This window comes from Nocardiopsis changdeensis, assembly GCF_018316655.1.
GTDB classification, from domain to species: domain Bacteria; phylum Actinomycetota; class Actinomycetes; order Streptosporangiales; family Streptosporangiaceae; genus Nocardiopsis; species Nocardiopsis changdeensis.
In genome coordinates this window covers 6780178-6805949 of the sequence record NZ_CP074133.1, presented here as the reverse complement: position 1 = coordinate 6805949, position 25772 = coordinate 6780178, and the positions used below count along the sequence as shown (strand labels likewise).

The 25772-nt window shown below is 75.1% G+C and carries 23 protein-coding genes; 12 read left to right on the top strand and 11 right to left on the bottom strand.

Translation table 11 applies throughout. The features are described from left to right. The first annotated feature begins 103 nt into the window (after positions 1–103). Entirely contained in the window at positions 104–925 is an 822-nt protein-coding gene (locus KGD84_RS30585) for a helix-turn-helix transcriptional regulator (protein WP_255646898.1), read from the top strand. On the opposite strand, the gene KGD84_RS30580 is transcribed toward KGD84_RS30585, so the two are convergent. Further along, the gene (locus KGD84_RS30580) at positions 873–1460 is read right to left on the bottom strand and encodes a TetR/AcrR family transcriptional regulator (protein ID WP_255646897.1); all 588 of its coding nucleotides are present in this window, start codon (positions 1458–1460) and stop codon (positions 873–875) included. The two genes, KGD84_RS30585 and KGD84_RS30580, sit on opposite strands and share 53 nt — an antisense overlap. Then, the gene (locus tag KGD84_RS30575) at positions 1457–1780 is read right to left on the bottom strand and encodes a DMT family transporter (protein ID WP_220563768.1); all 324 of its coding nucleotides are present in this window, start codon (positions 1778–1780) and stop codon (positions 1457–1459) included. The genes KGD84_RS30580 and KGD84_RS30575 overlap by 4 nt, the downstream gene beginning before the upstream one ends. 267 nt (positions 1781–2047) lie before the next feature. Here KGD84_RS30575 and KGD84_RS30570 point away from each other — a divergent pair, with 267 nt between their 5' ends. Beyond that, the gene (locus KGD84_RS30570; RefSeq protein ID WP_220563767.1) at positions 2048–3358 is read left to right on the top strand and encodes a L,D-transpeptidase; all 1311 of its coding nucleotides are present in this window, start codon (positions 2048–2050) and stop codon (positions 3356–3358) included. Positions 3359–3512: 154 nt separating this feature from the next. Here the strand turns inward: KGD84_RS30570 and KGD84_RS30565 are convergent, their stop codons facing one another. The 4 genes from KGD84_RS30565 to KGD84_RS30550 all read right to left on the bottom strand — a co-directional run bounded on the left by KGD84_RS30565 (position 3513) and on the right by KGD84_RS30550 (position 7755). After that, positions 3513–4160, bottom strand: a complete 648-nt coding sequence (locus tag KGD84_RS30565) for a TetR/AcrR family transcriptional regulator (protein ID WP_220563766.1) — start codon at positions 4158–4160, stop codon at positions 3513–3515. A gap of 171 nt (positions 4161–4331) precedes the next feature. Next, positions 4332–5114, bottom strand: coding sequence for a hypothetical protein (locus KGD84_RS30560; protein ID WP_220563765.1), 783 nt, complete (start codon positions 5112–5114; stop codon positions 4332–4334). Positions 5115–5637: 523 nt separating this feature from the next. Further along, positions 5638–6750, bottom strand: coding sequence for a hypothetical protein (locus tag KGD84_RS30555; protein ID WP_220563764.1), 1113 nt, complete (start codon positions 6748–6750; stop codon positions 5638–5640). A 69-nt stretch (positions 6751–6819) separates the two neighbouring features. Further along, positions 6820–7755, bottom strand: coding sequence for a helix-turn-helix domain-containing protein (locus KGD84_RS30550; RefSeq protein ID WP_220563763.1), 936 nt, complete (start codon positions 7753–7755; stop codon positions 6820–6822). 120 nt (positions 7756–7875) lie between these two features. Between KGD84_RS30550 and KGD84_RS30545 the strand changes: the two genes are divergently transcribed. After that, positions 7876–8637 (top strand): SDR family NAD(P)-dependent oxidoreductase, encoded by a 762-nt coding sequence (locus tag KGD84_RS30545; protein WP_220563762.1) that lies wholly within the window; start codon positions 7876–7878, stop codon positions 8635–8637. Positions 8638–8676: 39 nt separating this feature from the next. Here the strand turns inward: KGD84_RS30545 and KGD84_RS30540 are convergent, their stop codons facing one another. Next, positions 8677–8919, bottom strand: a complete 243-nt coding sequence (locus KGD84_RS30540) for a hypothetical protein (protein ID WP_220563761.1) — start codon at positions 8917–8919, stop codon at positions 8677–8679. A gap of 410 nt (positions 8920–9329) precedes the next feature. On the opposite strand from KGD84_RS30540, the gene KGD84_RS30535 reads away from it, so the two are divergent. Both KGD84_RS30535 and KGD84_RS30530 read left to right on the top strand, forming a co-directional pair. After that, the gene (locus KGD84_RS30535; protein WP_220563760.1) at positions 9330–11474 is read left to right on the top strand and encodes a serine/threonine-protein kinase; all 2145 of its coding nucleotides are present in this window, start codon (positions 9330–9332) and stop codon (positions 11472–11474) included. A gap of 91 nt (positions 11475–11565) precedes the next feature. Beyond that, on the top strand, positions 11566–12351 hold the full coding sequence (locus KGD84_RS30530; RefSeq protein WP_255646896.1) for an SDR family NAD(P)-dependent oxidoreductase: 786 nt from the start codon (positions 11566–11568) through the stop codon (positions 12349–12351). 51 nt (positions 12352–12402) lie between these two features. Here the strand turns inward: KGD84_RS30530 and KGD84_RS30525 are convergent, their stop codons facing one another. From KGD84_RS30525 to KGD84_RS30515, 3 genes are all read right to left on the bottom strand, one after another. Then, on the bottom strand, positions 12403–13152 hold the full coding sequence (locus KGD84_RS30525; protein ID WP_220563759.1) for an SDR family NAD(P)-dependent oxidoreductase: 750 nt from the start codon (positions 13150–13152) through the stop codon (positions 12403–12405). A gap of 123 nt (positions 13153–13275) precedes the next feature. Next, positions 13276–13839 (bottom strand): NADAR family protein, encoded by a 564-nt coding sequence (locus KGD84_RS30520; RefSeq protein WP_220563758.1) that lies wholly within the window; start codon positions 13837–13839, stop codon positions 13276–13278. Between the two features lie 61 nt (positions 13840–13900). Then, the gene (locus KGD84_RS30515; RefSeq protein WP_255646895.1) at positions 13901–14680 is read right to left on the bottom strand and encodes a dioxygenase family protein; all 780 of its coding nucleotides are present in this window, start codon (positions 14678–14680) and stop codon (positions 13901–13903) included. A 73-nt stretch (positions 14681–14753) separates the two neighbouring features. Between KGD84_RS30515 and KGD84_RS30510 the strand changes: the two genes are divergently transcribed. The 4 genes from KGD84_RS30510 to KGD84_RS30495 all read left to right on the top strand — a co-directional run bounded on the left by KGD84_RS30510 (position 14754) and on the right by KGD84_RS30495 (position 18177). Then, entirely contained in the window at positions 14754–15260 is a 507-nt protein-coding gene (locus KGD84_RS30510; RefSeq protein ID WP_220563757.1) for a MarR family winged helix-turn-helix transcriptional regulator, read from the top strand. A 178-nt stretch (positions 15261–15438) separates the two neighbouring features. After that, on the top strand, positions 15439–15894 hold the full coding sequence (locus KGD84_RS30505; protein ID WP_220563756.1) for a DoxX family protein: 456 nt from the start codon (positions 15439–15441) through the stop codon (positions 15892–15894). A gap of 188 nt (positions 15895–16082) precedes the next feature. Further along, positions 16083–16760 carry a response regulator transcription factor gene (locus tag KGD84_RS30500; protein ID WP_220563755.1) on the top strand — a complete coding sequence of 226 codons (678 nt, stop codon included), beginning with the start codon at positions 16083–16085 and terminating at the stop codon, positions 16758–16760. 1 nt (position 16761) lies between these two features. After that, positions 16762–18177 carry a sensor histidine kinase gene (locus KGD84_RS30495; protein WP_220563754.1) on the top strand — a complete coding sequence of 472 codons (1416 nt, stop codon included), beginning with the start codon at positions 16762–16764 and terminating at the stop codon, positions 18175–18177. Positions 18178–18270: 93 nt separating this feature from the next. Here KGD84_RS30495 and KGD84_RS30490 read toward each other — a convergent pair whose 3' ends face one another. After that, on the bottom strand, positions 18271–19215 hold the full coding sequence (locus KGD84_RS30490; RefSeq protein ID WP_220563753.1) for a TAXI family TRAP transporter solute-binding subunit: 945 nt from the start codon (positions 19213–19215) through the stop codon (positions 18271–18273). Between the two features lie 199 nt (positions 19216–19414). Between KGD84_RS30490 and KGD84_RS30485 the strand changes: the two genes are divergently transcribed. The 3 genes from KGD84_RS30485 to atzF all read left to right on the top strand — a co-directional run bounded on the left by KGD84_RS30485 (position 19415) and on the right by atzF (position 25513). Continuing rightward, positions 19415–20140: a GntR family transcriptional regulator gene (locus tag KGD84_RS30485; protein WP_220563752.1), complete on the top strand. Its 726-nt coding sequence runs from the start codon at positions 19415–19417 to the stop codon at positions 20138–20140. A gap of 70 nt (positions 20141–20210) precedes the next feature. Beyond that, complete coding sequence (uca, locus tag KGD84_RS30480; protein ID WP_220563751.1) at positions 20211–23816, top strand: urea carboxylase; 3606 nt, start codon at positions 20211–20213, stop codon at positions 23814–23816. Continuing rightward, a complete protein-coding gene (gene atzF / locus KGD84_RS30475; protein WP_220563750.1) occupies positions 23816–25513 on the top strand; it encodes an allophanate hydrolase in 1698 nt (565 codons plus the stop codon). The genes uca and atzF overlap by 1 nt, the downstream gene beginning before the upstream one ends. The last annotated feature ends 259 nt before the right edge of the window (positions 25514–25772 follow it).

Below are 25772 nucleotides of genomic sequence, written 5' to 3'. Positions count from 1 at the left end.
TCTCGCGTTCGCCTCCGAGCATGGCGCACCGGTCCCACCCCGGTCTTGAAGGAACGCGACACCGCGCCCGGGGAGTGTCCGCGCCCCGGGGCACACTGGTGGCATGGACGTGCGACCCGTGGCAGAGGACGCGCGCGGCATCATCGACCCGGACCGCGGGCTCACCCGGTTCCGGCTGGACCGCGCCGCCCCCGAGCCCGGGCTGGCCCGCTTCGTGGACCGCCACTGGACCGCGTCGTGGGAGCTGCGGGAGCCGTACACCCAGCGGGTGCTGGCCCACCCGGTGGTGAACCTCGTGTTCACCGCGGGCACCGCGGTCGTGCACGGGCCCACCACGCGGATCGGCCGGCGGTACCTCGTCGGCCGCGGCTGGGCGCTGGGCGTGATGTTCCGGCCCGCGGGCTTCCGCCCCTTCGCCGACCGGCCCCTGAGCGACCTGGTCGACCTCTCCCTGCCGGCGGGGGAGGTCCTGCCCGGGGCCGCGGAGCTGGAGCGGGAGGCCCGCCGCCTCGATCCCGCCGACCCCGCCTCGGCGGTCCCGCTGACGGCCCTGGTGGAGGAGTTCCTGGCCGGCCTGGCACCCGCCGGGCGGCACCCGGCCGAGGACACCCGCGACATCGCCGAACGGGTGGCCGCCGACCCGGCGGTCACCTCGGTCGCGGAGCTGGCCGAGCGCGAGGGCCTGGGCGTGCGGCGGCTGCAGCGCCGGTTCTCCGACCACCTGGGCCTGTCGCCCAAGACGGTGATCCGCCGGTACCGCTTCTACGAGGCGGCCGAGCGCGCCCGGCTGGGGGAGCGGCCCGACTGGGGGCGGCTGGCCGCGGACCTGGGGTTCAGCGACCAGTCCCACCTGACCCGGGAGTTCACCTCGGTCATCGGGGTCCCGCCGGGCCGCTACTCCGAGGCGACACGAGCCGCACGATGATCCGGTGCACCTCCTCGACCCCGGGCGGCGGGTCCTCCAGGCAGCCGCGCAGGAACAGCCCGTCGACGGCGGCGGCCGCGGCCGCCCGGTCGACCGGGTCGTCCAGGTAGGGGGCGAGGAACGCGTCCACGGCCCGGCTCCAGCGCTCGGCCTCCGAACGCAGCACGGGGCGGCGCGCCGCCATCAGGAACAGCTCGAACTCGGCCCGCAGGTGCTCGCGGTCCGGTGCGGCGACGAGTTCGGCCAGCCCGCGCGGGGCCGTCCGCGGATCCCGCGCCAGCTCCTCCAGCGCGGCGACGTAGGAGTCGTTGACCCGGGTGAGGGCCGCCAGCAGCAGGTCGTCGACCGAGGCGTAGTGGTACATGACGGCACTGGGCGGTACGCCCGCCTCCGCCGCCACCCGCCGCTGGCTGACCGCGGCCACGCCCTCGCGCCCGACGACCCTCAGCACGGCGTCGACGAGCAGACGCCTGCGCCGCTCGCCCTTGAGCCGGCGCCCGTCGGTGGGCGGGGCCGAGCCCGCGCCCCCGCTCAATGGCGGCCGCCCATCTCCAGGGCCATCACCCCGCCGATGATGAGCGCGATTCCGCCGATCTGGACCCAGGTGAGCGACTCGGAGAAGAGCACCACCCCGATGACCGCCACCAGGGCGATCCCCACCGCGGCCCAGACCCCGTAGGCGACGCCCAGGTCCATGCCCCGGCTGAGCGCCCGGCTCAGCATGTAGAAGGCCCCGACGTAGCCGACCACGACCACGATCGAGGGGACAAGGCGGGTGAAGCCCTCGGAGAGCTTGAGGGACGTGGTCGCGATCACCTCCGAGACGATCGCTCCGGCCAACCACAGCCACGGCATCGGGCCTCCTGAAAACCTGAGCAAGTGCTCAGGATTCTAGACGGCGGGCCCCCGCGTGTACAGGGTGGTTTACGGGTGGCCCTAATCTCGTATCGGACGGCTTCGGTGCGGTACCCCCAGGGTGTATCGTCGTCGGTTCCGACCCCTCATCCCCCTGTCGGATAACCGTCCCGTACCGATGTGTGGGATTTCAGAACCTTTTCCGCACATGCGCGTCTTAGGTGGCGTAGACACATGGCGTTCGAGGTGAAACATGGAGGTCCAGACGTGACGGGCAGGACCCACCCGTCGGCGTTCAGCCGATTCGGCATCGGTCTGGCGGTGCTCGCGCTCGCGGCGACCGCCTGTACTTCCGGTGGCGCCGAGACGCAGAGCAACAGCACCGACCCGGCCGCCGGCGCGGAGCCCGCGGCCCTCGCCATCGCCCCCGAGGACGGTGCCGAGACGGTCGCGCCCAACACCCCCATCACGGTGACCGCCGAGAACGGCACGATCTCCGAGGTCAAGGTCGACCAGGTGGTGCCGGACGAGGCCACCGCCGAGGGCGGGGAGGAGGAAGACCCCTCCCTGTACGAGATGACCGGCACCCTCAACGGTGACGGCACCGAGTGGATCAGCGACTGGAACCTGCGCCCGGGCGCCACGGTCACGGTCACGGCCACCGCCGAGAACGAGGCCGGCGAGAGCACCGAGCTGGTCCAGGAGTTCACCACCGAGGCGGCCGTCCCCGGGCAGCGCCTGGAGCTGGACCCCTACGGCACCTATCCGGCGAACGGCCAGACCGTGGGCGTCGGCATGCCGATCGTCCTGGCCTTCGACCTGCCGGTCACCAACAAGGCCCAGGTCGAGAACTCCATCAGCATCACCTCCGAGCAGGGTGTCGCCGGGTCGTGGCGCTGGCTCGACGACAAGCGGGTCGCCTTCCGCCCCGAGGAGCACTGGGACCCGTACCAGCAGGTCTCCGTCGAGGCGCACCTGGCCGGGGTCGAGGCCTCCGAGGGCGTCTACGGCGTCCGCAACACCAAGATCGACTTCGAGATCGGCCGCGAGCTGATCGTCACCATGAACGTGCCCGACCACGAGGCCGTCGTGACGGTCGACGGCGAGCACGAGCGCACCATCCCGGTGAGCAACGGCAAGGCCAGCCGCAACTTCGACACCACCAGCAGCGGCATCCACGTGCTCATGGAGCGCTACGAGCACCTGACCATGGACTCCAGCACCGTGGGCATCCCCGAGGGCAGCCCGGGCTCCTACAAGGTCGACGTCCAGTACGCGGTGCGGACCTCCACCAGCGGCGAGTTCTTCCACGAGGCGTCCTACAACGGCAACATCGGCAGCGCGAACACCTCCAACGGGTGCACGAACATGCGGATGGACGACGCCAGGTGGTTCTTCGACAACACCCTCATGGGCGACGTCGTGGAGACCACCGGGACCGAGCGCATCAAGGAGTGGAACAACGGCTGGGGCTTCTGGCAGCTGAGCTGGGAGGAGTGGCAGTCCGAGAGCGTCACCGGCGAGCCGTACGTCACCGACGGCTCCATCCCGCCGGGCTCCGTCCACGGCGAGCAGTAGGCTCCGCGGACTCCACCGCTTCGAACGCCCGGGGGCGCCGGGGACCGCACGGTCCCCGGCGCCCCCGGGCGTTGTGCGGGAACGGCCCGTTCCGGACATCCGGAACGGGCCGTTCTCCGTCACCGCCCCGGGGTCACTCCCACCCCGGGCCGGATCACTCGCCCCGGGCCAGCCGGGCCACGAGGGCGTCGATGACCGTCTCCGTCACCAGGGCCATGTCGACCGCCTCGGGGTCCAGCAGCCACTGCACCTGGAGGCCGTCCATGACGGCGATGACGGCGGCCGCCGCGGCCCCGGCCGGCGAGTGCCCCCCGGGACCCGGGGCGCCAGCGGGGCCGCGCTGCTCGGGGCCCAGCCGGTCCAGGATCGCGCCCTCGATGTCCCGGCGCAGCACCGTGTAGCGCTCCCGGAACCAGCCCTGGGCCGGATGGTCCTCGGTGGCGCTCTCGGCCGACAGCACCGCGTACAGCTGGGTGGTGCCGGGGCGCTCGGAGTTGCGCTCGGCCGTGGTCACCAGGTGGTCCAGCATCGGGCTGCCCCCGGGTGCCGGCTCGGTGTCGTCGCGCAGCTCCAGCACCGCCGTGAGCAGGCCCGTCTTGGAGCCGAAATGGTGCAGGACCCCGGCCGGGGTGATGTCCAGCATCGTCGCGATGTCGGCCAGCGAGGTGTTGTGGAACCCCTGGGTGGCGAACACGTCGGCGGCCGCGCGCAGGATCTGCTCGCGCCGGTTGACCCGCCGCCGCGGCGGCGGTGGCCCGCCGTCGGGTCTGCTCTCGTCGGGTTCGGGGGGTGTCTCGCTCATGGCTGTTCTCCACTTCTCGTACCCGTGCCGGGCGGCCGCGGCCGGGGGGCGGGGCGTGCCGTCAACGTTAGCGACAACCCCCGGGCCCCTTCGGCCCGCCGAATACCGCGCGGACGGCCCTCCCGCACGCCGGACACGGGGCTCCGTCCGCCGCGCGGCCCCGGGCCCGCGTCATCCCCGCGCAGTGCGAGGGATCGCGAGCGAGGCCGCCATCAGGGCCGCCGCCGGTTGCAGGAGCAGGACCAGCGGGATCTCGGCGGCCGTGGCCACCAGGAGCCCGAGGACCGCGTCGTCGGCGAGGACCGGCGCGAGCGTGGTCGGCAGGGCGTTGAGGGGAAACGCCGCCAGGGAGAGCAGCAGCACCAGGAGGGAGCGGATCCGCCGCCCCTTCGCCATCCTCCAGGCGTCCCGGATCCCCACGCCCAGGGGGAGACCGTGCAGCACGGCGGTCGGCAGCGACAGGTACACGGCCGCCAGGACGGGCAGGCAGAGCAGGACCAGGACCGCGGAGACCGCGCTCCCCGGCAGCGAGAAGCCGGTCAGCAGGGCGGGCGCGGCGGCCGCGAGGAGCAGCACGGCCGGTACGGCGCCGCACAGCAGCACCCACGCGATCAGGGCGGGGAGGCGCCGGAGCACACCGAGCAGGGCTCCGCCGAACCCGACCGGCCGGCCCACCCGGTGGCCGAAGCCGAGCAGGGCGGTCAGTGCCAGGAAGACCGGGAACCCGGCCGTCTGGCACAGCGCCGCGGCCAGGTTGAGGCCGTCCAGGGGCCCCACCGCTCCGGGGTCCGGGGGGTGGAGCTCCTCGCCGATGAGCACAGCGCTCAGCAGGAGCCACCAGGGCAGGAAGAACAGGGCCGCGGCCGCTACCAGGGGCCCGCCGCCCCTCCGGAGGCCTTCGCGGACCAGGGCCGATGTGCGCGGCGGCGCGGGGGAGCGGTCCTCCTGAGGCATGAGAGATGGGAGAGACGGGGGAGGCGGAGGAGACGGCAGGGACACGGGTGCTCCGGGGGATGGGGAGGGCGAACAGGGTGATGACGCCGACGGTCGTCCCCCGGTTGTCCCGTGGGGAGGTCCGGGGAGTGCCCGTACGGGGCTGTTCTCGCCGGTGGGAGGTGGGGTGCCGTCTGTGCGGTGCCGACCCCTGCTCCCGGTTCGCTCCCGGCGCACCCCGGCACAAGGCGCGGGGCGCCGTCCGTGCGGTGCCGTTCGTGGTTGCGCATTGCTCCCGGCGCGCCCCGGTACGGGACACGGGGTGCCGACGGTTGTTCCCTGGTTGTCCCGCGGGGAGGTTCGGGGGTGCTCGCACCGGATCGTTCTTGCCGGTGAGAGGCGGGGCGCCGTCCGTGCGGTGCCGTTCGTGATTGCGCGGCGTTCCCGGCGCACCTGGCACGGGGCGCTGCCCGTGCGGTGCCGACCCCTGCTCCCGGTTCGCTCCCGGGGCGTTCCCGCCGGGGGCACCGGCTGGGCGGCGGGGTCAGGCGTGGGGTGTGCAGTCCGGGGGTGTGCAGGAGGGGGCGTCCGCGCCGGTGGCCGGGGCGGGGGTGCTCCGGCCGGTGACGGCGTCGGCGGGGGGCAGGGGATCGGGGTCCGTGTCACCGGGCCCGCCCTCGGGCGCGCCGCCCGAGCCGGTGTCCGGGCAGCCCGTCTCCGCGCAGGTGAGCAGGACCAGCCGCATCGACTCGGGCCCGGTGGCGGTCACGTCCAGTGCCTGCGGGGCGCCGTCCTCGCAGGACTCCGTCACCGGGCACACCCGCAGGTACAGGGTGGGCGCTCCCTCGGCCGGGCCGCTCCGCCAGAAGGCGTCCACCTGGTGGTCGCCGATCCGGGCGTCCGCCCGGGAGCCCTCGTCGGGGACCGCCAGGTCCACCGAGAAACGGCGCTCGACCCCGTCGGACGCCTCGATGTGCACGGTCTCCGGGCCGTCCGGGGCCTGTGCGCCCGGGCCCGCGGCTCCCCACGCGGCACCGGACACCACGACCGTTCCCAGCAGCAGCGCCACCGGGACGGGTGCGGCGATCGACGGCCGGTCCGCCGTGCGCCCGGGGTCCGGGATCGCGGAGCGCAGCCCGCCGAGCAGCGCGCGCAGCCCGCGCGGGGTCAGGGTGGAGGGCAGAACCCGGTGCAGCGGTCGGCCGGTCACCACGGAGACCGGGACCGCCAGCAGCAGGGCGGGTAGCAGCGGGAGCAGCACGGCGGCCGCCGCGACCAGGTGCCACGGCGCCGGGTCCAGGAACAGGAGGGCCGCGGCCGGTGCCGCGAGGAGCACCGCCCACAGCAGGACGGCCGGGGCGGCGCGCACCGCGCGGCGGCGGACCCCGGCCGGGTCCGCGCGGCGGCCCAGCACGGCGGCCGCGCCCACCAGCAGCACGGCGGCCACCGAGACCGGGGCGCCCGCCACCAGGGCGACCAGCGCGAGGACGGGCAGGACCGGCGACACCGGGGTTCCCGTCGCCGCCTCCGCCGACAGGGCGGCGCAGGCCGCGGCGGCGGACAGTCCGGCGGGCAGCAGCGGCGGCACCGCGGCGCGCGCGAGGTCGCCGAGCACGGCCGACGGCCGCAGACGACCGTTCCCGGTGCGACCGTCCATGGCGTTCCCCTCACTCGTGACCCGAAGGCAGATTACACATGCTCTCCGTGATCACGACAGCGCCCGAGGTCACACGGTCCCGGCCGAACGGCGTACCACCTCCGGCGCCGGGACCTCCACCACGTCCCCCGGGCCGCACGGGGCCCGGCCCGGCCGGAGGACGGGCGTCCCGTCGGGGCTCGGCGGGGCCTGTCCGGCCAGCCGCAGCAGCGCCCGCTCGGTGTCCGACCCCGGCTCGGGGCAGTACAGCATCACCCGCTGGTCCCCGTCCGGCACGTGGAGCACCTGGCACTCGAACTCCAGCAGCCCCACCGCCGGATGGTCCATCCGCTTGGTGAACCCGCGCCGCTGGCGCACCACCTGCGACTCCCACATCTCCCGGAACCGGGGCGAGGCCCCCAGCAGCGAGGTGACCAGCCGGGTGATGCCGGGGTCCCCCGGGTACCGGGCGTAGGCGGTGCGCAGGTCCGCCACCGAGTAGCGGGCGAAGCAGTCGGTGTTCTCGTCGTCCCAGTGCGGGTCCGGCTCGGGTCGGGCGAACATCCACTCGATGATGTTGCGCCGCTCCCGCGGCAGCGCCCCCATGTCGCCGATGAAGTGGACGGCCACCGCGTTCCAGGCCAGCACCTCGTACCCGGCGTCCAGCACGTAGGCGGGCGTGGTCGGCAGCCCGTCGATGAGGTACCGCACGGCGGTGGACACCTCGCGGTTCGGGGTCCGGGCGGCAGGGGCCTCCGCGTCGGCCAGGCGGAACAGGTAGGTGCGCTCGTCGGTGTCCAGCATCAGGGCGCGGGACAGGGCGGACAGCACCTGTCGGGACGGGTGCGGGCCCCGGGCCTGCTCCAACCGCACGTAGTACTCCACCGAGATGCCGGCCAGCTGGGCGACCTCCTGCCGGCGCAGCCCCGCCACCCGGCGCCGCCCGGTGTCGGGCAGCCCCGCGTCGGCGGGGGTCAGCCCGGCGCGGCGGGCGCGCAGGAAGGCCGCCAGTCCGGTGCGGTCCATGGCGTCTCCTCTCCCTCGCGTCCAGCCTGCCCGATCCCGGACCGGATGACAGTGGTACCGCCGGTACCACGCTGCGCGGTGCCCTTATGCCCGGGCCGCGGGCGGGCGCACGATGGCGGCATGAGCGAGACGAACACGAGGATCGCCCTGGTCACCGGGGCGAACAGGGGTATCGGATTCCAGACCGCGCGTCTGCTGGGGCTGGAGGGCATGACCGTGCTGGTGGGCTCCAGGGACGCCGGGCGCGGTGCCGAGGCGGTGCGCGCGCTGGAGAAGGAGGGGGTGACCGCGCACCCGCTGGAGATCGACGTCACCGACGCGGCCGGCGTCGCGGCGGCCGCGGAGCGGGTGGCGCACGACCACGGGCGGCTCGACGTGCTCGTCAACAACGCGGGCGTGGCCCTGGGCTGGGGCGCGGCCGGGGCGACCGACCTCGCCGCCTTCCGCGAGGTGCTGGAGGTGAACCTGCTGGGCCCGGTGGCGGTGACCGACGCCTTCCTGGGGCTGCTGCGCCGCTCGCCCGCGCCCCGCGTGGTCAACGTGTCCAGCGAGATCGGCTCGATCGGCACGCTGACCGACCCGGAGGGCCCGTTCTTCGGGCTCAGCGGCGGCCTCCCCTACCCGGCCTCCAAGGCGGCCCTGAACATGGCGACCGCCCTGTACGCCAAGGAGTTGGCCGGCGCCGGGGCGAAGGTCAACGCCGCCAACCCCGGGTACTGCGCCACCGACCTCAACGGGCACGCGGGGACCCGCACCGCCGAGCAGGGGGCGCGGGTGGTCCTGCACCTGGCGACCCTGCCCGGGGACGGCCCCAACGGCGTGCTGTGGGGGCACCTGGCAGGCGCGTCCGATCCGGACGCCCACGGGGTCCTGCCCTGGTAGGGGTGTCCCGCGGGGCCCGGGCGACCGGGCCCCACCGGGTCACCAGGCCCGGACGCCGCCGATCGGAGCGGGCAGCCGCTCGTTGAGCCAGGTCCAGGTCCCGTCGTTCTCGGTGAAGCGGCGCTGCACCCGCGCCACGTCGGTCAGCGGGTTGGCGAACACCTCGCGCCAGTTCCCCGCGGTGCGCTCCTCCAGGTAGAGGCTGCGGGCGTCCGTGCGCAGGCGCACCGCCTGCACCGTGTGGGAGGAGCCGTCGCTCAGCTGAATACGGTAATAGGCCATCGGAATTCCCCGATTGTGGTTCGTCCTCGTCGAAAAGGAAGAACGGTGCTTCCCGGAAACGGCGCGACATCGGCCGTATCGGTGATCGGTCTCCCGGAGTCGGCGGGCGCCACGACGGGCGGGCGTCGGCTTGTGCGTGCCGGGACCCGAAGCGCTCCGGGGAACGGGACCAGGGTGCCGGGGGCACCGTACTGTCCGCTTTTCGGACTCTACTCCTCCATGATCCGGCTCGTGGCCGGAAATCGGACAAGGAGGCGGTGAAATCCCCATGATCTTCGGGTGATCCCTTTCTCGATATCGGACTTAAGGGCGTATTGTCTCCAATCGGGTTGAACGACTCGGGGGTCCCGGGCGTCCAACGGGACGGACCCGACCCGACCCGAGCGGGCCACGCCGAACCGAGGACACCCATGCGACAGCCGGCACCCGACCTCACGCCCCTGCGGGCGTCCGACCCCCGCACGATCCCGCCGTTCACCGTGCACGGCAGACTCGGCGCCGGAGGCATGGGGGTGGTCTACGGGGCGACCGGCCCCGACGGCCGGTGGGCGGCGATCAAGGTCGTCCGCGACGAGTTCTCCGGGGAGCCCGAGTTCCGGGCCCGTTTCGCCGCCGAGGTCGAGCTGATGCTGCGGGTGCGTGCGCTGTGCGTCGCACCGGTCCTGGCCCACGACGCCCACGCCGAGCACCCCTGGTACGCGACCGCCTACCTGCCGGGGCCCACGCTGGCCCGGCGGGTGCGCGTCGGCGGCCCCCTGCCCGCCGGGCAGGCCCGGGTGGTGGCCGCGGGCATCGCCGAGGCGGTCGCCGCCATCCACGCGGCCGGGGTCGTCCACCGCGACCTCAAGCCCGCCAACGTCATCCTGGCGCCGGACGGCCCCAAGGTGCTGGACTTCGGGATCGCCCGCGCCGCCGACCTCACCTCGCACACCCGGACCGGCGGCCTCATCGGCTCGCCCGCCTGGATGAGCCCCGAGCGCTACCGCGGCGACAGCGGCCCCGAGGCCGACGTGTTCGCCTGGGGCGCGGTCGCCGCCTACACCGCCACCGGGCGCTCCCCGTTCGGGGAGGGCGGCGCGGAGACCCTGATGTACCGCATCCTCCACGAGGAGCCCGACCTGGACGGACTGCCGGCGGAGCTGGCGGAGCCGGTGCGCCGGGCCCTGGCGAAGGACCCGGCGCTGCGGCCCCGGGCCTCGGAGCTGGTGCACGCCGTGGCGGGAGTACCCCGGGAGCAGGACGACACGACGATCGTCACCGGGCTCATTCGCGCCCACTGGGACCAGGGGGACACCGCGCCCGGCGGACGGCCCACGGGGGCTCCGCCGGGAGCCCCGACCCCGCTGCCGGGGAACGGCCCGTCACCGGCCCCGGGCGGGCCGCCGCCCCACGGACCCGTGCCGCCGGGGGGCCTGCGGCCCGCGGGGGCGGCGCCCCCTCCCCGCCGCAGGCGGGTGTGGCCGCTGGCCCTGGGAGCCGGGGCCCTGGCGGTGACCCTCGTCGGCGGGGTCGGCGTGACCGCCCTACTGCTCGACGGCCTGAGGGGAGTGGAGGGCGACGACGGGACCGGGGACTTCGACGCGGCGGTGGCACCGAGCGCGGAGCCCTCCACGCTGAGCGGGGTGGTCACGGGCAGCGGCTCCACCTTCCTGGGGCCGACCCTGGAGGCATGGGCCGCGCAGTACGGGGAGCGGCAGCCCGGGGCGGAGATCTCCTACCAGCCGGTCGGATCCGGGGCCGGAGCGCAGGAGTTCGTCGACGGAGCCACCGACTTCGGTTCCTCCGAAGCCCCTCTCACCGCCGACCAGGCGGCCGCCGCCGAGGAGGCCCGAGGCTGTCCCGTGGTGCAGTTCCCCGTGCTGACCGGTTCCGTCGCCATCATCCACAACATCGAGGATGGCGAGGAGGTGACGTTGTCGGCGCAGGCGCTGGCCGACATCTTCAGCGGTCGGGTCACAGACTACGGGGACCTGGCCGACAGCGAGTTCACCGGGCCGGACGGCTACTCGGGGCCCATCACCGCCGTCCGCCACGACGACGGCGCCTCCACGGCGCAGGTGTTCGAGCGCTACCTGGAGACGGAGGCGGAGTGGGCCCCCGGCGGCTGGGGCGAGTCCGTGCGGGTCGCGTCCGGGGACGAGGGCGTGGCCGAGATGGTGGCCCAGACGCCGGGGGCCATCGGTTTCGCGAACGTCGCCCGCGCCCAGGAGATGGGCCTGTACGTCGCGTCCCTCTACGGGCCCGAGCAGCAGGTCCTCTTCCCGGAGGGGGAGGCGGCCCGGGCCGCCGCCGAGCAGATCGACCTGACCGGCGGCGACTTCTCCCTGACCGGCCGTGTGACGGGGGACGGCTACCCCATCATGCGGGTCAACCACGTGTTCGCCTACGAGTGCGGCTACGACGACGGGGTGGGAGAGGTCATGCGCGACTTCTGGACCTACTCCCTGGGCCAGGAGGGGGCGGACCTCGCGGAGGGGACCGGCAACCTCCCGCTCCCCCCGGAGGTCGCGGAAGGCGTCCTCGAACGGGTGGCCCTCATCGGATCGTCCTCCTGACGGCGGTCCGGGACCGGAAATCCCCTTGCGCCGCACCGGCGCCCGGGGCAGGGTGCGGAGCGGACCGCCCCCTGGAGAAAGCGACCCCGACATGCCCGCTTCCGACATGCCCGCCCCCGGCACATCCGGCACCGCCCGCACCGCGGTCGTCTCCGGAGGGGGCACCGGTGTCGGCCTGGCCACCGCCCGCGCCCTGGCCGCCCGCGGCTACCGCGTCGGGCTGACCGGCCGCCGCGAGGGCCCCCTGGACGAGGCCGTCGGTGAGCTGCGCTCCCGCTACGGCGACGACGCCGCGCACCGCGCCGCCCTCGACCTGGCCGACCCGGCCGCCGTCGGCGAGCACCTGCCCGCCCTGGCCGAGCGCCTGGGCGGGGTGGACGTCGTCGTCAACAACGCCGGGGGGCTGCGGCCGGCCCCCGACGACACCCTGGCCGGGATCGCGCGGGGCTGGTCGGACGACTGGGCGGCCAACGTCCTCACCGCCGTCCTGTCGACCGAGGCGCTCCTGCCGTACCTGCGCGAGGGCGGCGCCCGGGTCGTCAACGTCGGCTCCATCGCGGCGGTGCGCGGCGGCGGGGGCTCCTACTCCGCCACCAAGGCCGCCCTGCACGGATGGACCTTCGACCTGGCCGCCCGGCTGGGGCCGACCGGGTGCACGGTGAACATCGTGGTGCCCGGCTACATCTCCCGGACCGGGTTCTTCGGCGGGGGGATGACACAGGCCCGGCACGACCGGCTGGTCTCCCAGACCGTCACCGGCCGGGCCGGGCTGCCCGAGGACGTGGCCGAGACGATCGCCTGGCTGGCCTCGCCCGGGGCCGGACACGTCACCGGCCAGGTGATCCAGGTCAACGGCGGCGCCGTCATGGGCCGTTGAACCCGACGCGGGCCTCCCGCACCGCCACGGGGAGGGAGGCCCGCCTCCGGGTCAGGCGTTGATGCCGCCGTCGACGGGGAGCACCGCGCCGGTGATGAACCGGCCGCCCGGCCCCACCAGGTGGGCGACCGTCTCGGCGATCTCCGCGGGACGGGCGAACCGGCCCAGCGGCACCAGGGAGCGGATGCCGTCGGCGTTCGGGCCGTCCGCCGGGTTGGTGTCGGTGTCGGTGGGACCCGGGTCGACCTGGGCGACCGTGATGCCGCGCGGGCCCAGGTCGCGGGCCAGCCCGCGGGTCATGCCGGCCAGCGCCGACTTGCTCAGGGTGTACAGGGTGAGGCCGCCGAAGGGCACCCGGGTCGCCACGTTGCTGCCCACGGTGACGATCCGGCCGTCGCCGTCCATGTGGCGGGCCGCCGCCCGGGACGCCAGGAAGGGCGCCCGGACGTTGACCGCCAGCACCCGGTCGATCTCCTCGACGGTGTGCCCGTCGTGGGGGCCGACGGGGAAGACCGCGGCGTTGTTGACCAGGACGTCCAGCCTCCCGAACTCGGCGGCCGCCCGGTCGACGGCCCCGGTGACGGCGTCGGCGTCGGAGGCGTCGGCCCGCAGGGCCAGTCCGCGCCGCCCGTGCTTCTCGATCAGGGAGACGACCTCGGCGGCGGCCTGTTCGTCGCGTTCGTAGGTGAGGGCGACGTCGAAGCCCGCCTCGGCCAGCCGGACGGCGACCGCGGCCCCGATCCCCCGGCCGCCGCCGGTGACGAGCGCGGCCTCGGCGGTGTGGTGCGTGTTCTCGTTCATGGGAACGATCCTGGCCGCTGCGGGCCCGCGAGTCCGGCGGGAATCGGACGCGTCGTTCCGGCCGTATCCGGGCCCCGGGCCGTGCCGGATCCGACCCGCGCAGACCCGGCTCCGCCACGCGGGTCAGGCCGCGGCGGCCAGCCGGGCGCGGGTCTCCATCAGGGCGAAGCCCAGCAGGTTGTGCCCGCGCCAGAGCGCCGGGTTCTCGGCGTTCTCGTGCGAGGCGGACATCCCGATGCCCCAGATCCGGTCCCGGGGGCTGGCCTCCACCAGCACCCGCCGCCCGGTGCCGAGTAGGAAGTCCCGCAGGTCGGCGTTCTGCCCGAACTTGGCGACACCGCCGTCCACCACGATGCCGAACCGGGCCGCCTCCCAGGCCTCCTGGTCGAACCCGCGGACCTTGCGGCCCAGCACCTTGGCCTCGCGCGGGTGCTTGCAGGCGAGGATCTCCCCGAGGACCTCGTCGTCGCCGAAGAGCCGTGCCTTGCCCGCCATCATGTAGTGCTCGGCGGTGCGGTAGAGGACCCCGTCCACGGTGAAGTCGGCGGGCCACCACTGCGACAGGCAGCTCGCCGAGACCTCGCCGGAGGGGTGGGGGTGGTGGCCCCAGAAGTGCAGGTACTTGATCCGGCCCTGGACCCTGACCAGGTCCGCCACGGAGCGCGCGTTTTCAGGGGTGTCCGACATGGGACGAGTCTCCCGGACACCCCGGACACTCCGCCACGCGTTTTCGGCGTTCCGGCGGGCCCTAGTCGAACTGGAAGGAGCGCTTGGCCAGCCCGTGCCAGAACCCGTCCACGGTCGACGCGGACCCGCGGTGGTCCGCGAGCCCGGCGCCCAGGGCGACGAACAGCGGCGCGAAGTGGTCGCTGCGCGGGTGGGCGATCGCGGCCGCCGGCGCCTTGTGCCCGAAGTCCAGCAGGGCGTCGACGTCGTGGTCGGCCACCGCGCGCTTCACCCAGTCGTCGAACTCCACCGACCAGGCCGGGGCGGTGCCGTGCGCGCTGCGGGACATCTCGCGCAGGTTGTGGGTGGTGAACCCGCTGCCGACGATCAGCACGCCCTCGTCGCGCAGCGGGGCCAGGCGCTCGCCCAGCCCGAGCAGCTCGACGGGGTCCAGGGACGGCATGGAGACCTGGAGCACCGGGATGTCGGCCCCGGGGTACATCTCCTTCAGCGGGACGTAGGCGCCGTGGTCCAGGCCCCGGGCGGGGTCCTGGTGGACCGGGCCGCCGACCAGGCCGCGCACCTTCTCCGCCAGCGCGGGCGCTCCGGGAGCCGTGTACGTGACGTCGTAGTAGCGTTGCGGGAAGCCCCAGAAGTCATAGGTGAGGGGGACCCCGCCGGCGGTCGCGCCGAGGGTGAGCGGGGCGTCCTCCCAGTGCGCGGAGACCACCAGGATCGCGGTGGGGCGGGCGATGCGGCCGGACCAGTCGGCGAGCTGCCGGGTCCATTCGGCGTCGTCGGCGAGCGGCGGTGCTCCGTGGCTGAGGTAGAGGGTCGGCATGCGCGCCGCTGTCGTCTCCATGTCGTCCTTCCGGGGTCGGGCCGGTCGACGACGAGAACAAGGTTGAGAGTTCAAGTATTCCGGGGGTGCAAGGGTGGCCGAAGTCGTGTGGCTGGACGACGGGCAGCAGCGGACCTGGCGGACCTTCCTGGCCGCCGTCCATCTCCTCGACGCCTCCCTGGATCGCCAGCTACGGCGGGACTCCGGTCTCCCGCACACCTACTACCAGGCGCTGGCGATGCTGTCGGAGGCCCCCGAGCGGTCGCTGACCATGACCGAGCTGGCCCGGCTGCTGCGCTCCTCGCCCAGCCGCCTGTCGCACGCCGCCGCCAAGCTGGAGGACGACGGCCTCATCCGCCGCTTCCGCCGCCCCGGCGACCGGCGCACCACGTTCGTGGAGCTCACCGAAAAGGGCGAACGGGTTCTGGAGGCCGCCGCCCCGGGCCACGTGGCCGAGGTGCGCCGGGTCCTGTTCGACGTGCTCGAACCGGAACAGGTCGGACAGTTGCGGGCCATCGCCGAGGCGATGCTCGGCGTCCTGGACCCCGAGGGGGCCGAACCCCGGTACACCGACCCGGGGGGCACCCGGACCCGGAACTGAGCCCCGTTCTGTCAGGGGTTTTGAGCAGGGGGTATCCGAAAGTCCGCGTTCTTTCGCAGGTTGCACTCTATGTGTCCGGCCGACTGCGGGTTACCATCCGACCACCCGGTAAAGACCGCGGTCTCAACGGTGCGACGCGGTACCTCCGGGTGACCCGCTCACAGAACACGGAGTTCCCATGATCCGAGCACCGCATCGGAGATCCATCCTCCCGCCCGCCGTCGGAGACGTCGCCGCCCTCATCGCACGGGTCGCCGTCGGCGTCGTCTTCGTCGCCCACGGCCTCCCCAAGGCCGCCGACCTGGAGGGGACCGCACAGGGCTTCGCCTCCCTGGGCATCCCCTTCCCGGCCTTCTCCGCCCTGCTCGGGGCGGCCATCGAGGTCGGCGGCGGCCTGGCGCTCATCGTCGGCCTCGCCCTGCCCCTGGCGGGGCTGGCCCTGGCGTTCATGATGGCGAACGCCTACTACTTCGCCCACCTGGGCGACCCCCTCGTCGGCGGCTACGAGTTCCTGCTGGTCCTGGGCGCGACCTCGCTCGCCCTGGGCTTCGCGGGCGGACGCTACTCCCTCGACAGCCTCCTCCCCTGGGGCCGTCGCGGGCGATCCCGTGCCGCCGAGGCGGTCACCGCCTGACCGAAGGGTGACCGGGACGCGCTCCCGGTGACCGGGCCGTCCGTGGCCGGAGACGGACGGCTCGGGATCGCGCACCACGGTGTTCCCCAGCGCACTCGCGCACCGCAGGGAACACTTTTCTCATTTCCGGGGTCCGTGAGCCCCAGGTCCCCGGATCCGCGGCGCGGCCGCTCCGGCCGCTGCTTAACATGCTGGACATGCGCATTCTCGTGGTGGAGGACGACGACCGGGTCGCCCGCGGGCTGGTGACGGCACTGCGGTCGGCCTCCTTCGAGGTCCAGCGGGTCGCCACCGCGGAGCGGGCGCTGGCGGCGCCGCCCGCCGACGTGGTCCTGCTCGACCTGGGGCTGCCCGACGCCGACGGGATCGACCTGCTGCGGCGGCTGCGCGAGCGTCCGCAGACGGCGATCATCGCCGTCACGGCCCGGGCCGAGGAACGCGACCGGGTGCGCGGGCTGCGGGCCGGGGCCGACGACTACGTCGTCAAGCCCTTCGGGGTGGCCGAGCTGCTGGCCCGCATCGACGCGGTGCTGCGGCGCACCCGCAGCGCCCGCTCCGAGGTGGAGCCCGAGGAGCCGCCGGTCACCGTCGGGTCCCTCACCCTGGACGCCGCCTCGCGCACGGCCGCCGTCGGCGGCGAACCGGTGCGGCTCGCCCGCAAGGAGTTCGACCTGCTCCTGCTGCTGGCCTCCCGGTCGCCCTCGGTGGTGGCCCGCGACCAGATCCTCGACCAGGTGTGGGGCACCGCCTGGGAGACGTCCTCGCGCACCCTCGACACCCACATCGCCTCGCTGCGCGCCAAGGTGGGCCACGCGGTGCGGATACGCACCGTCCGCGGGGTCGGCTACCTGCTCGACGAGGCCTGACGTGCTGCGGCGCCTGCTCCTCATCCTGGTGCCGACCGCGTTCGTGCTGGTCGCCGCGGTCCTCGTCCCGTTGGGCACGGTCGTGGCGGGGCAGCTCACCCAGGAGATGTACGTGGACCGGCTCGGCGACGCCGGGCGGTTCACCGCGCTGGCCCGCACCGCGCTCGACACCGGGCGGGTGGACCCGCTGGCCCGGGAGATGGAGCGCTACGAGGAGCTGTACGGGATCCCCGCCGTCGTGGTCGCCCCCGACGGGGCGGTGGTCACCGGGTCGGGCGACCGCGCCCGGATGCGCGAGCTGCTGGACGCCGCGCAGGCCCGGCCCATCGTCACCGCGGCGATGGCGGGGGAGCGGCCCGCGCCGCCGGCCACGGTCTGGCCGTGGAGCGGGGAGCCGCTGGTGGTGGCCGAGCCGATCGGCCGCGACAGCGAGGTGGCGGGCGCGGTCGTGGTCGTGTCGCCCACCGACCGGCTGGGGGCGGAGATCCTCGGTTCGTGGGCGCTGCTCGCGCTGTTCAGCGTGCTGCCGCTGACCCTGCTGGTGTCGGCGGTGGTGCCGCTGTCCCGGTGGGTGCTGCGGCCCATCAACCGGCTCGACGCGGCCACCACCGCGGTCTCCTCCGGCGACCTGGAGGTGCACGTGGACGCCGCGGGCGGGCCGCCGGAGCTGCGCAGGCTCACCGACTCCTTCAACACGATGGTGGGGGTGGTGAGCCGGGCGCTGGACCGCCAGCGCGCGTTCGTCTCGGAGGCCTCGCACCAGCTGCGCAACCCGTTGGCGAGCCTGCGGCTGGCGGTGGAGAACCTGGCGCCGTACCTGGAGTCGGAGGAGGCGCGGGAGGCGCACGCGGTCGCGATCGACGAGACCACGGTGATGCACCGGATGCTGAACTCGCTGCTGGCCGCCACCCGGTTGGAGAGCCTCACCGGCACGGAGCCGGTGGAGGCCGCCGAGGTGCTGCGCAGCCGCGAGGAGCGGTGGCGGGCGCTGGGGGAGGGCCGGGGGATCGCCGTCGAGACGGACGTCCCGGCGGGCCTGTGGGTGCTGGCCCCGGCGGGCGGGCTGGGCAGCATCCTGGACGAGCTGGTCAGCAACGCCCTGAGGCTGTCGGGCGGCACCCGGGTGGTGGTGCGGGCCGACCCGGGCGACCCGGTGCGCCTGCGGGTCCTCGACGACGGGGAGGGGCTGCCGGAGGCGGAGTACGCCCTGGCCCTGGACCGGTTCTGGCGCTCTCCGCGCCACCAGAACACCGAGGGCACCGGGCTCGGCCTGGCCATCGTCGCCGATCTGATGGGGGAGGCGGGCGGGCGGCTGGTCCTGGGCACGGGGCTGCCCGGCACCGGCCGGCGCGGTTTCGGGGTCACCCTGGAACTCCCCGCGGCCGACCCCGCCCCCGACCGCCGGGACGCCGACTAGGGCCCGCCCTTCGAACGCCCTCCGAACGCCCTCCGGTTCCGCCGGAGGGTTCGCGAGGCGCCCGGCGGGTTTCCGGAGGCCGGGGGAGGCGGCTCAGGAGGGCTTGTTCTCCCGGTACCACCGCTCGGCGCCGGGGTGCAGCGGGACCAGGCCCGTGGAGATGCCGGTGCGCACGTTGATCTGGGCGGCCTCGGGCCGCTGGGCGGCCAGCCGGGCCGCTCCCCGGTACACGGTGTCGGTCACCTCGAACACCAGGTCGTCCGGCAGGTCGGAGCGGCACAGCAGCAGGTTGGGCGTGGACATCGTGGGGCAGGCGGGCACCCCGTGGTAGGTGGTCGCGGGGATGGTCGCCTGGAAGTAGGACTCGGGGTAGGCGTCGGCCATGACCCCGGCCGTGCCGCTCAGATCGATGAAGCGGACGTCCCGCTCCCGGGCCAGGCCGGCGATGGCGGGGGTGGGCAGCCCGGTCAGGGAGAACATGGCGTCGATCCCCCCGGAGGCCAGGGCCTCGGCGGAGGCGGCCTGGTCCATCAGCACGGTCTCGGCGGACAGCCCGGTCTCGCGCAGGATCCGTTGGGCGGTGAACTCCGTGCCGGAGTCCTTGGAGCCCACCGACACCCGCAGCCCCGCAAGGTCGTCCAGGCCGCGGATCGCCGACTCCTCGGGCACCACCAGGTGGACGAAGCTGTCGTAGAGGCGGCCGACCGCGCTGAGCACCCCGCCCTCGGAGATCTCCGACTCGTGGTCGAGCGTGGAGTCCAGGCTCGACAGCCCCAGGTGCGCGTTGCCGTCCTCCAGCAGGTACAGGTTGTCGTGCGAGGCGTTGGTGTCCACCGTGACCACCTCGGTGCCGGGCAGCCGCTCCCGCATCAGGACGGCGATCTCGGCGCCGATCTCCCGGAACACGGCGCCGGGCGGGCCGGTGGCGATGACGAGTTCGGGCACGCGCACACCGGACTCGCGCGCGCACCCGGCGAGCACGGCGCCCGCGGCCGCGCCGAGCGCCCCCAGCAGCACACTCCTGCGATCCGGTCCCATGACAGCAGGGTAGGCGGCGCGGCACGGGACCCGCCCCGTCGCCCCGGGCGCCCGGGGCGGGGTCGCGCCCGGGCCGGACCCGCGCCCGGGCCGCTCCGGCGGGAGCCGAAACACGGCGAAACACAGCCGGGCACCGGGAAACACAGGCTTCACCGACGGACAGGACCGCCGAAACACGCCGTTCCTAGCGTCTGGGGCCATGGACACACCGCTGTATACACGCCCGGCCGGGCCCGCCGCCGACCCGGCCGGCTCCCGCCGGGACCGGGTCTACGCCCTGCTGCGGGAAGAGGTCCTCAGCGGCCGCATCGCCCCGCACACCCGGCTGGGCGAGGTGCGCCTGGCCGAGCGCTTCGGGGTGTCGCGCACGCCGGTCCGCGAGGCCCTGGCCCGGCTGTACTCCGACGGCCTGGTCGAGCGGCGTGAGAACGGCTTCCACATCACCGTCCCCGACCTCGCCGAACTGCGCGACCTCTACGAACTGCGGGTCACCCTCGAACTGCGCGGCATCGCCCGCGCCATCGAGGACCCCGCCCTGCGGCACGACCCCGCGATCCTCCGCGCCCAGCGCGAACGCTGGGAGGCCATCGGGGCCGACCCGCCCGTACCGGACGCCTCCTTCGTGCTGCTGGACGAGGACTTCCACACCGACCTCTCCCGGGCCTGCGGCAACCGGGCCCTCACCGACTCCCTGGTCTCGGTCAACCGGCGCATCCGCCGGGTGCGCATGTACGACTTCCTCACCGAGGACCGGATCGCCTCCACCATCACCGAGCACCTCGCCATCGTCGGCCACCTCCTCGACGGCGAACCGGACGCCGCCTACCGCGCCCTCCACGAGCACGTGGGGGGCTCCATGGAGGTCGTCCTGGAGCGCGCCCGGCGCGCCCTCACGCAGATGGCCCTGCACTCCGGCGCGTTCTGACCCCGCCCGCACAGGGCGCCCACCCGGCGCCGCCGACCGGCCCACCGAACCCGGACCAAGGAGAGCCAGCGTGTTCGATTCCGTGCTCGTCGCCAACCGCGGCGAGATCGCCTGCCGCATCATCCGATCCGCCCGTGCCCTGGGGCTGCGCACCGTCGCCGTGTACTCCGACGCCGACGCCGGCGCCGCGCACACCCGGCTGGCCGACGAGGCGGTCCGCCTGGGGCCCGCCCCGGCCGCCCGGAGCTACCTCGACGCCGAACGCGTCCTGAGGGCGGCCGCCGACACCGGGGCCGGGGCGATCCACCCCGGCTACGGGTTCCTGTCCGAGAACGCCGCCTTCGCCCGCGCGGTGGAGGAGGCGGGCCTGGTCTTCGTCGGCCCGTCCCCGGACCACCTGGAGCGGTTCGGCGACAAGCACACCGCCCGCAAGGCCGCCGCCGCGGCCGGACTGCCCATGGTCGCGGGCAGCGACACCCTGCCCGACGCCGACGCCGCGGTGGCCGCCGCCGAACGGATCGGCTACCCGGTCATCCTCAAGGCCACCTCCGGGGGCGGCGGCATCGGCCTGCGGCCGTGCGACGACGAGGCCGGGCTGCGCGCCGCCTTCGAGCAGGTGGAGCGGACGGCCCGCACCCACTTCGGCGGGGGCGGGGTGTTCCTGGAGCGCTTCGTCTCCCGGGCCCGGCACATCGAGGTCCAGGTGTTCGGGGACGGGCACGGCCGCGTGGTCACCCTGGGGGACCGCGACTGCACCCTCCAGCGCCGCAACCAGAAGGTCGTGGAGGAGGCGCCCGCCCCGGGCCTGACCGACCGCGTCCGCGACGAGCTGCACCGCACCGCCCGCGAACTGTGCGCGGGGGTGTCCTACCGCAGCGCCGGGACCGTGGAGTTCGTCTACGACGTCGACCGCGGCGAGGCGTCCTTCCTGGAGGTCAACACCCGGCTCCAGGTGGAGCACCCGATCACCGAGGAGATCACCGGCGTCGACCTGGTGGCGTGGATGCTGCGCCAGGCCCGCGGCGAGGACGTGCTCGCCGGCGTCCCCGACGAGGGCCCGGTCCGCACCGGGCACGCCGTCGAGGCGCGCGTGTACGCGGAGGACCCCGCCCACGACTTCCGTCCCAGCCCGGGCCTGCTCACGCGGGTGGAGTTCCCCGAGGGCGTCCGCGTGGACGGCTGGGCCGCCACCGGGCGCCGGGTGACCGGCGACTACGACCCGCTGCTGGCCAAGGTCATCGTGCGCGGCGGTGACCGGCGGCAGGCCTGGGACCGGCTGGCCGCCGCCCTGGCGGACACCCGCGTGGACGGGGTCCAGACCAACCTGGGGCTGCTGCGCGCCCTGGCCGCCCACCCGGACGTGCGCGCGGTCGGCCACACCACCGCGACCTGCGCGGGGGTGGGCGACCCCGAGCCGCGGATCGAGGTGGAGCGCGCCGGGACCCTCACCACCGTCCAGGACTTCCCCGGCCGCACCGGCTACTGGCAGGTGGGCGTCCCCCCGTCGGGCGCCATGGACGACCTCGCCCTGCGGCTGGGCAACCGCGCCCTGGGCAACCCCGAGGGCGCGCCCGGCCTGGAGTGCACCATCGAGGGCCCGGCCCTGCGGTTCTCGCACGCCGCCACCGTCTGCGTCACGGGCGCCCCCGCCGAGGTCACCGTGGACGGGGTCCCGGCCGCCCAGTGGGAGCCGGTGGAGGTCCCGGCGGGCGGCCTGCTCGACGTCGGCCCCGCCCGCGGCCCGGGCATGCGCACCTACGTGCTGGTGCGCGGCGGCCTGGACGTGCCCGAGTACCTGGGCAGCGCCTCCACGTTCACGACCGGCGGCTACGGCGGCCACAGCGGCCGCGCGCTCCTGCCGGGCGACGTGCTGCGCCCCGCGCCGGTCGCGGAGGGGGCCCCGGAACCCGCCCCCGTCCCCGCGGCGGAGCGGCCCGCCCCGCCCGTCCCCACCGAGGGCGGGGCGCACTGGGACATCGAGGTGTCCGAGGGGCCGCACGCCGCCCCCGAGTTCCTCACCCGGGAGGGCATGGACGCGTTCTACGCCACCGCCTGGCGGGTCCACCCCCAGTCGGCGCGCAACGGCGTGCGCCTGTCCGGCCCCAAGCAGGGCTGGGCCCGGCTGGACGGCGGCGAGGCGGGCCTGCACCCCTCCAACGTGCACGACACCGCCTACTCCGTCGGCGCCGTCAACCTGTCCGGCGACACCCCGGTGCTGCTCGGACCGGACGGCCCCAGCCTGGGCGGGTTCGTGTGCCCGGTCACCGTGGTCTCCGGCTCCCGGTGGAAGGTCGGCCAGCTCCGCCCCGGCGACACCGTCCGGTTCCACCCGGTCACCGAGGCCGCCGCCGAGCGCCTGCACACCGAGCCCGCCGCGGCGCCGCTGCTGCGCGGTGGCGGCGGCGACGGCGACGACGGCGTCCTGGGCCGCGTCCCCGCCGGGGCGGACTCCCCGGAGGTCGTCTACCGGCGCGGCGGGCACGACAACATCCTCGTCGAGTACGGGCCGATGGCCCTCGACCTGGGGCTGCGCATGCGCGTCCACGCCCTGATGACCGCCCTGGAGGAGGCGGGGACCGAGGGGATCGTCGACATCACCCCGGGCGTGCGCTCCCTGCACCTGCACACCGACCCCGAGCGCCTGCCGCTGCGCACCCTGCTGGGCCTGCTGCGGGAGGTCGAGCGGGACCTGCCGTCCGCCGCCGACCTGAGGGTGCCCAGCCGCACCCTGAACCTGCCGCTGTCCTTCGACGACCCGTCCATCCACGAGGCCATCGCCCGCTACGGCACCGCCGTGCGCGACGACGCCCCCTGGAACCCCGACAACATCGAGTTCATCCGCCGCATCAACGGCCTGGACTCGGTCGACCGGGTGCGCGACATCGTCTTCGACGCCTCCTACCTGGTGCTCGGCCTGGGCGACGTCTACCTGGGCGCACCCGCGGCCACCCCGCTGGACCCCCGCCACCGGCTGGTCACCACCAAGTACAACCCGGCCCGCACCTGGACCCCCGAGGCCGGGGTCGGCATCGGCGGCGCCTACCTGTGCGTGTACGGCATGGAGAGCCCCGGCGGCTACCAGCTGATCGGCCGCACCGTCCCCATCTGGTCGGGGCTGGGCCAGTACGGGCCGTTCGAGCCGGGCGTGCCCTGGCTGCTGCGGTTCTTCGACCGGATCCGGTGGTACCCGGTCGGCCACGAGGAGCTGCTGGACCTGCGGGCCGACCTGCTCGCCGGGAGCCACGGGCTCGAGATCGAGGACGGGGAGTTCGTCCTCGCCGACCACGAGCGCTTCCTGGCCGACAACGCCGGCTCCATCGCCGCCTTCCGGGCCCGCCAGGCCGCCGCGTTCGAGGCCGAGCGCCTGGCCTGGGAGGCGTCCGGGGAGTTCGACGACCGACCCGAACCCGAGCCGGTCGCCCCCCTGGCGCTGGAGACGCCGCCGGGCGCCGCCGTGGTGGAGGCGCCGCTGGCCGCCTCCGTGTGGAAGGTGGACGTCCGGCCGGGCGACACCGTCGAGGAGGGCCAGCCGGTCGTCCGCCTGGAGGCGATGAAGCTGGAGGTCGTGGTGCGCGCGCCCAGAGCGGGAACGATCTCCGACATCCTCGTCACCCCGGGCCAGCACCTCGACCCGGGGAGCGCCCTGGCCGTCATCACGCAAGGAGAGACCGCCTGATGCACCGACCCACCGACCGTGTCCGCGCCGCCTACCGGCGGATCGCCGAGGCCGACCGCCCCGAGGTCTGGATCTCCCTGCGCCCCGAACCCGAGGTGCTGGCCGACGCCGCGCTCCTGGAGGAGCGGCTGGCGGCGGGGGAGGACCTCCCGCTGGCCGGGCTGCTGCTGGCGGTCAAGGACAACATCGACGCGGCGGGGCTGCCCACCACAGCGGCCCACCCGGGGTTCGCGTACACACCGCAGGAGAGCGCGCCCGCGGTGCGGAGGCTGGCCGGGGCCGGGGCCCTGGTCCTGGGCAAGACCAACCTCGACCAGTTCGCCACCGGCCTGGTGGGCACCCGCAGCCCCTACGGCGCGGTGCGCGGGGCCGCCGACCCGGAGCGGATCTCGGGCGGCTCCAGCTCGGGTTCGGCGGTGGCGGTCGCCCTGGGGATCGCGGACCTCGCCCTGGGCACGGACACCGCCGGCTCGGGGCGGGTGCCCGCCGCCCTCAACGGCATCGTCGGGATCAAGCCCACCCTGGGCCTGGTCCCGGCCTCGGGGGTGGTCCCGGCGGCCCGGCCCTACGACTGCGTCACCGTGTTCGCCCGCGACCTGGGCACCGCCCGGGCGGCGGTGGCGGTGATGTCGTCCCCGGCGGAGGACGACCCCTACTCCCGGCCGGTGCCCGCCGACGTGCGCCTGGCCCCGCGCGGGGCGGGCCGGGTGGCGGTGCCGTCCCCGGAGGGCCTGGAACCGCTGTCGGAGGCGGAGCGGGAGGCCTTCGCGGCGGCCGCGGCCGTACTGGAGAAGACCGGCGCGGAGGTCGCCGAGGTGGACGTCGCCCCGCTGCTGGAGGCGGCCCGGCTGCTCTACGACGGCGCGCTGGTCGCCGAGCGGTACGCGGCCGTCGGGGACTTCCTCAGGGCGCACCCGGAGGGAGCCGACCCCACCGTGGCGGGCATCATCCTGGCCGCGGAGGACCTCCCCGCGCACCGGCTGGCGGCGGACCAGCAGCGCCTGGCCGCCTACCGGGCGACGGCGGCGGGGATCCTCGACGGGTCCGACGCCCTGCTGCTGCCGACCACGGTCGGGCACCCCACCCTGGCGGAGGTGGCCGCGGACCCGGTGGGGGTGAACTCCCGGCTGGGCACCTACACCAACTTCGTCAACCTGCTGGACCTGGCGGCGGTCGCGGTCCCGGCCGGGGAGGCGGAGGGCCGCCCGTTCGGGGTGAGCCTCATCGCCCGGGCGTTCGAGGACCAGGTGGCCCTGGACCTGGCCGGAGCGCTCACCGGGCAGGACCCGGGGGAGCTGCACCCGGGCGCGGGCGTGGAACTGGCGGTGTTCGGCGCCCACCTGCGCGGACAGCCGCTGCACCACCAGCTCACCGGGGCGGGCGCCCGGTTCGTGGAGGCCACCGCGACCGCGCCGGAGTACCGGATGGTCGCCCTGCCCACGACCCCGCCCAAGCCGGGGCTGCAACGGGTCGCCTCCGGCGGGACCGCGGTGGCCTGCGAGGTGTGGAAGCTGTCCCCGGCGGCGCTGGGGGCCTTCCTGGCGGCGCTGCCCGCGCCGATGGCCCTGGGCGCGGTCACCCTCGCCGACGGGCGCACGGTGGTGGGGTTCGGCTGCGAGGCGGTCGCGGCCGAGGGGGCGCGGGACATCAGCGGGTACGGCGGCTGGCGCGCCTACCTGGAGGCGTCCCGGGACTGAGGCGGGGGCGGCGCCGCGCGCGGTCCCCGCGGGCCGGGCCGGTGCTCCCCGCCCCGGCCGCCGAGAGGGGCCGGGCGGACGCGGAGCCGTTCCCACCGCCCCCTCCGGGCCGGACCCGGAGCGGTCCCCGGGCACGGAACGGGCCCTGGGCACGGGACGGCTCTGGACACGGGACGGTCCTCGGACATGGGACGGGACCTGGACACGGGACGGCCTCCGAACACGGAACGCCCCTGGACACGGGACGACCCCTGGGCAC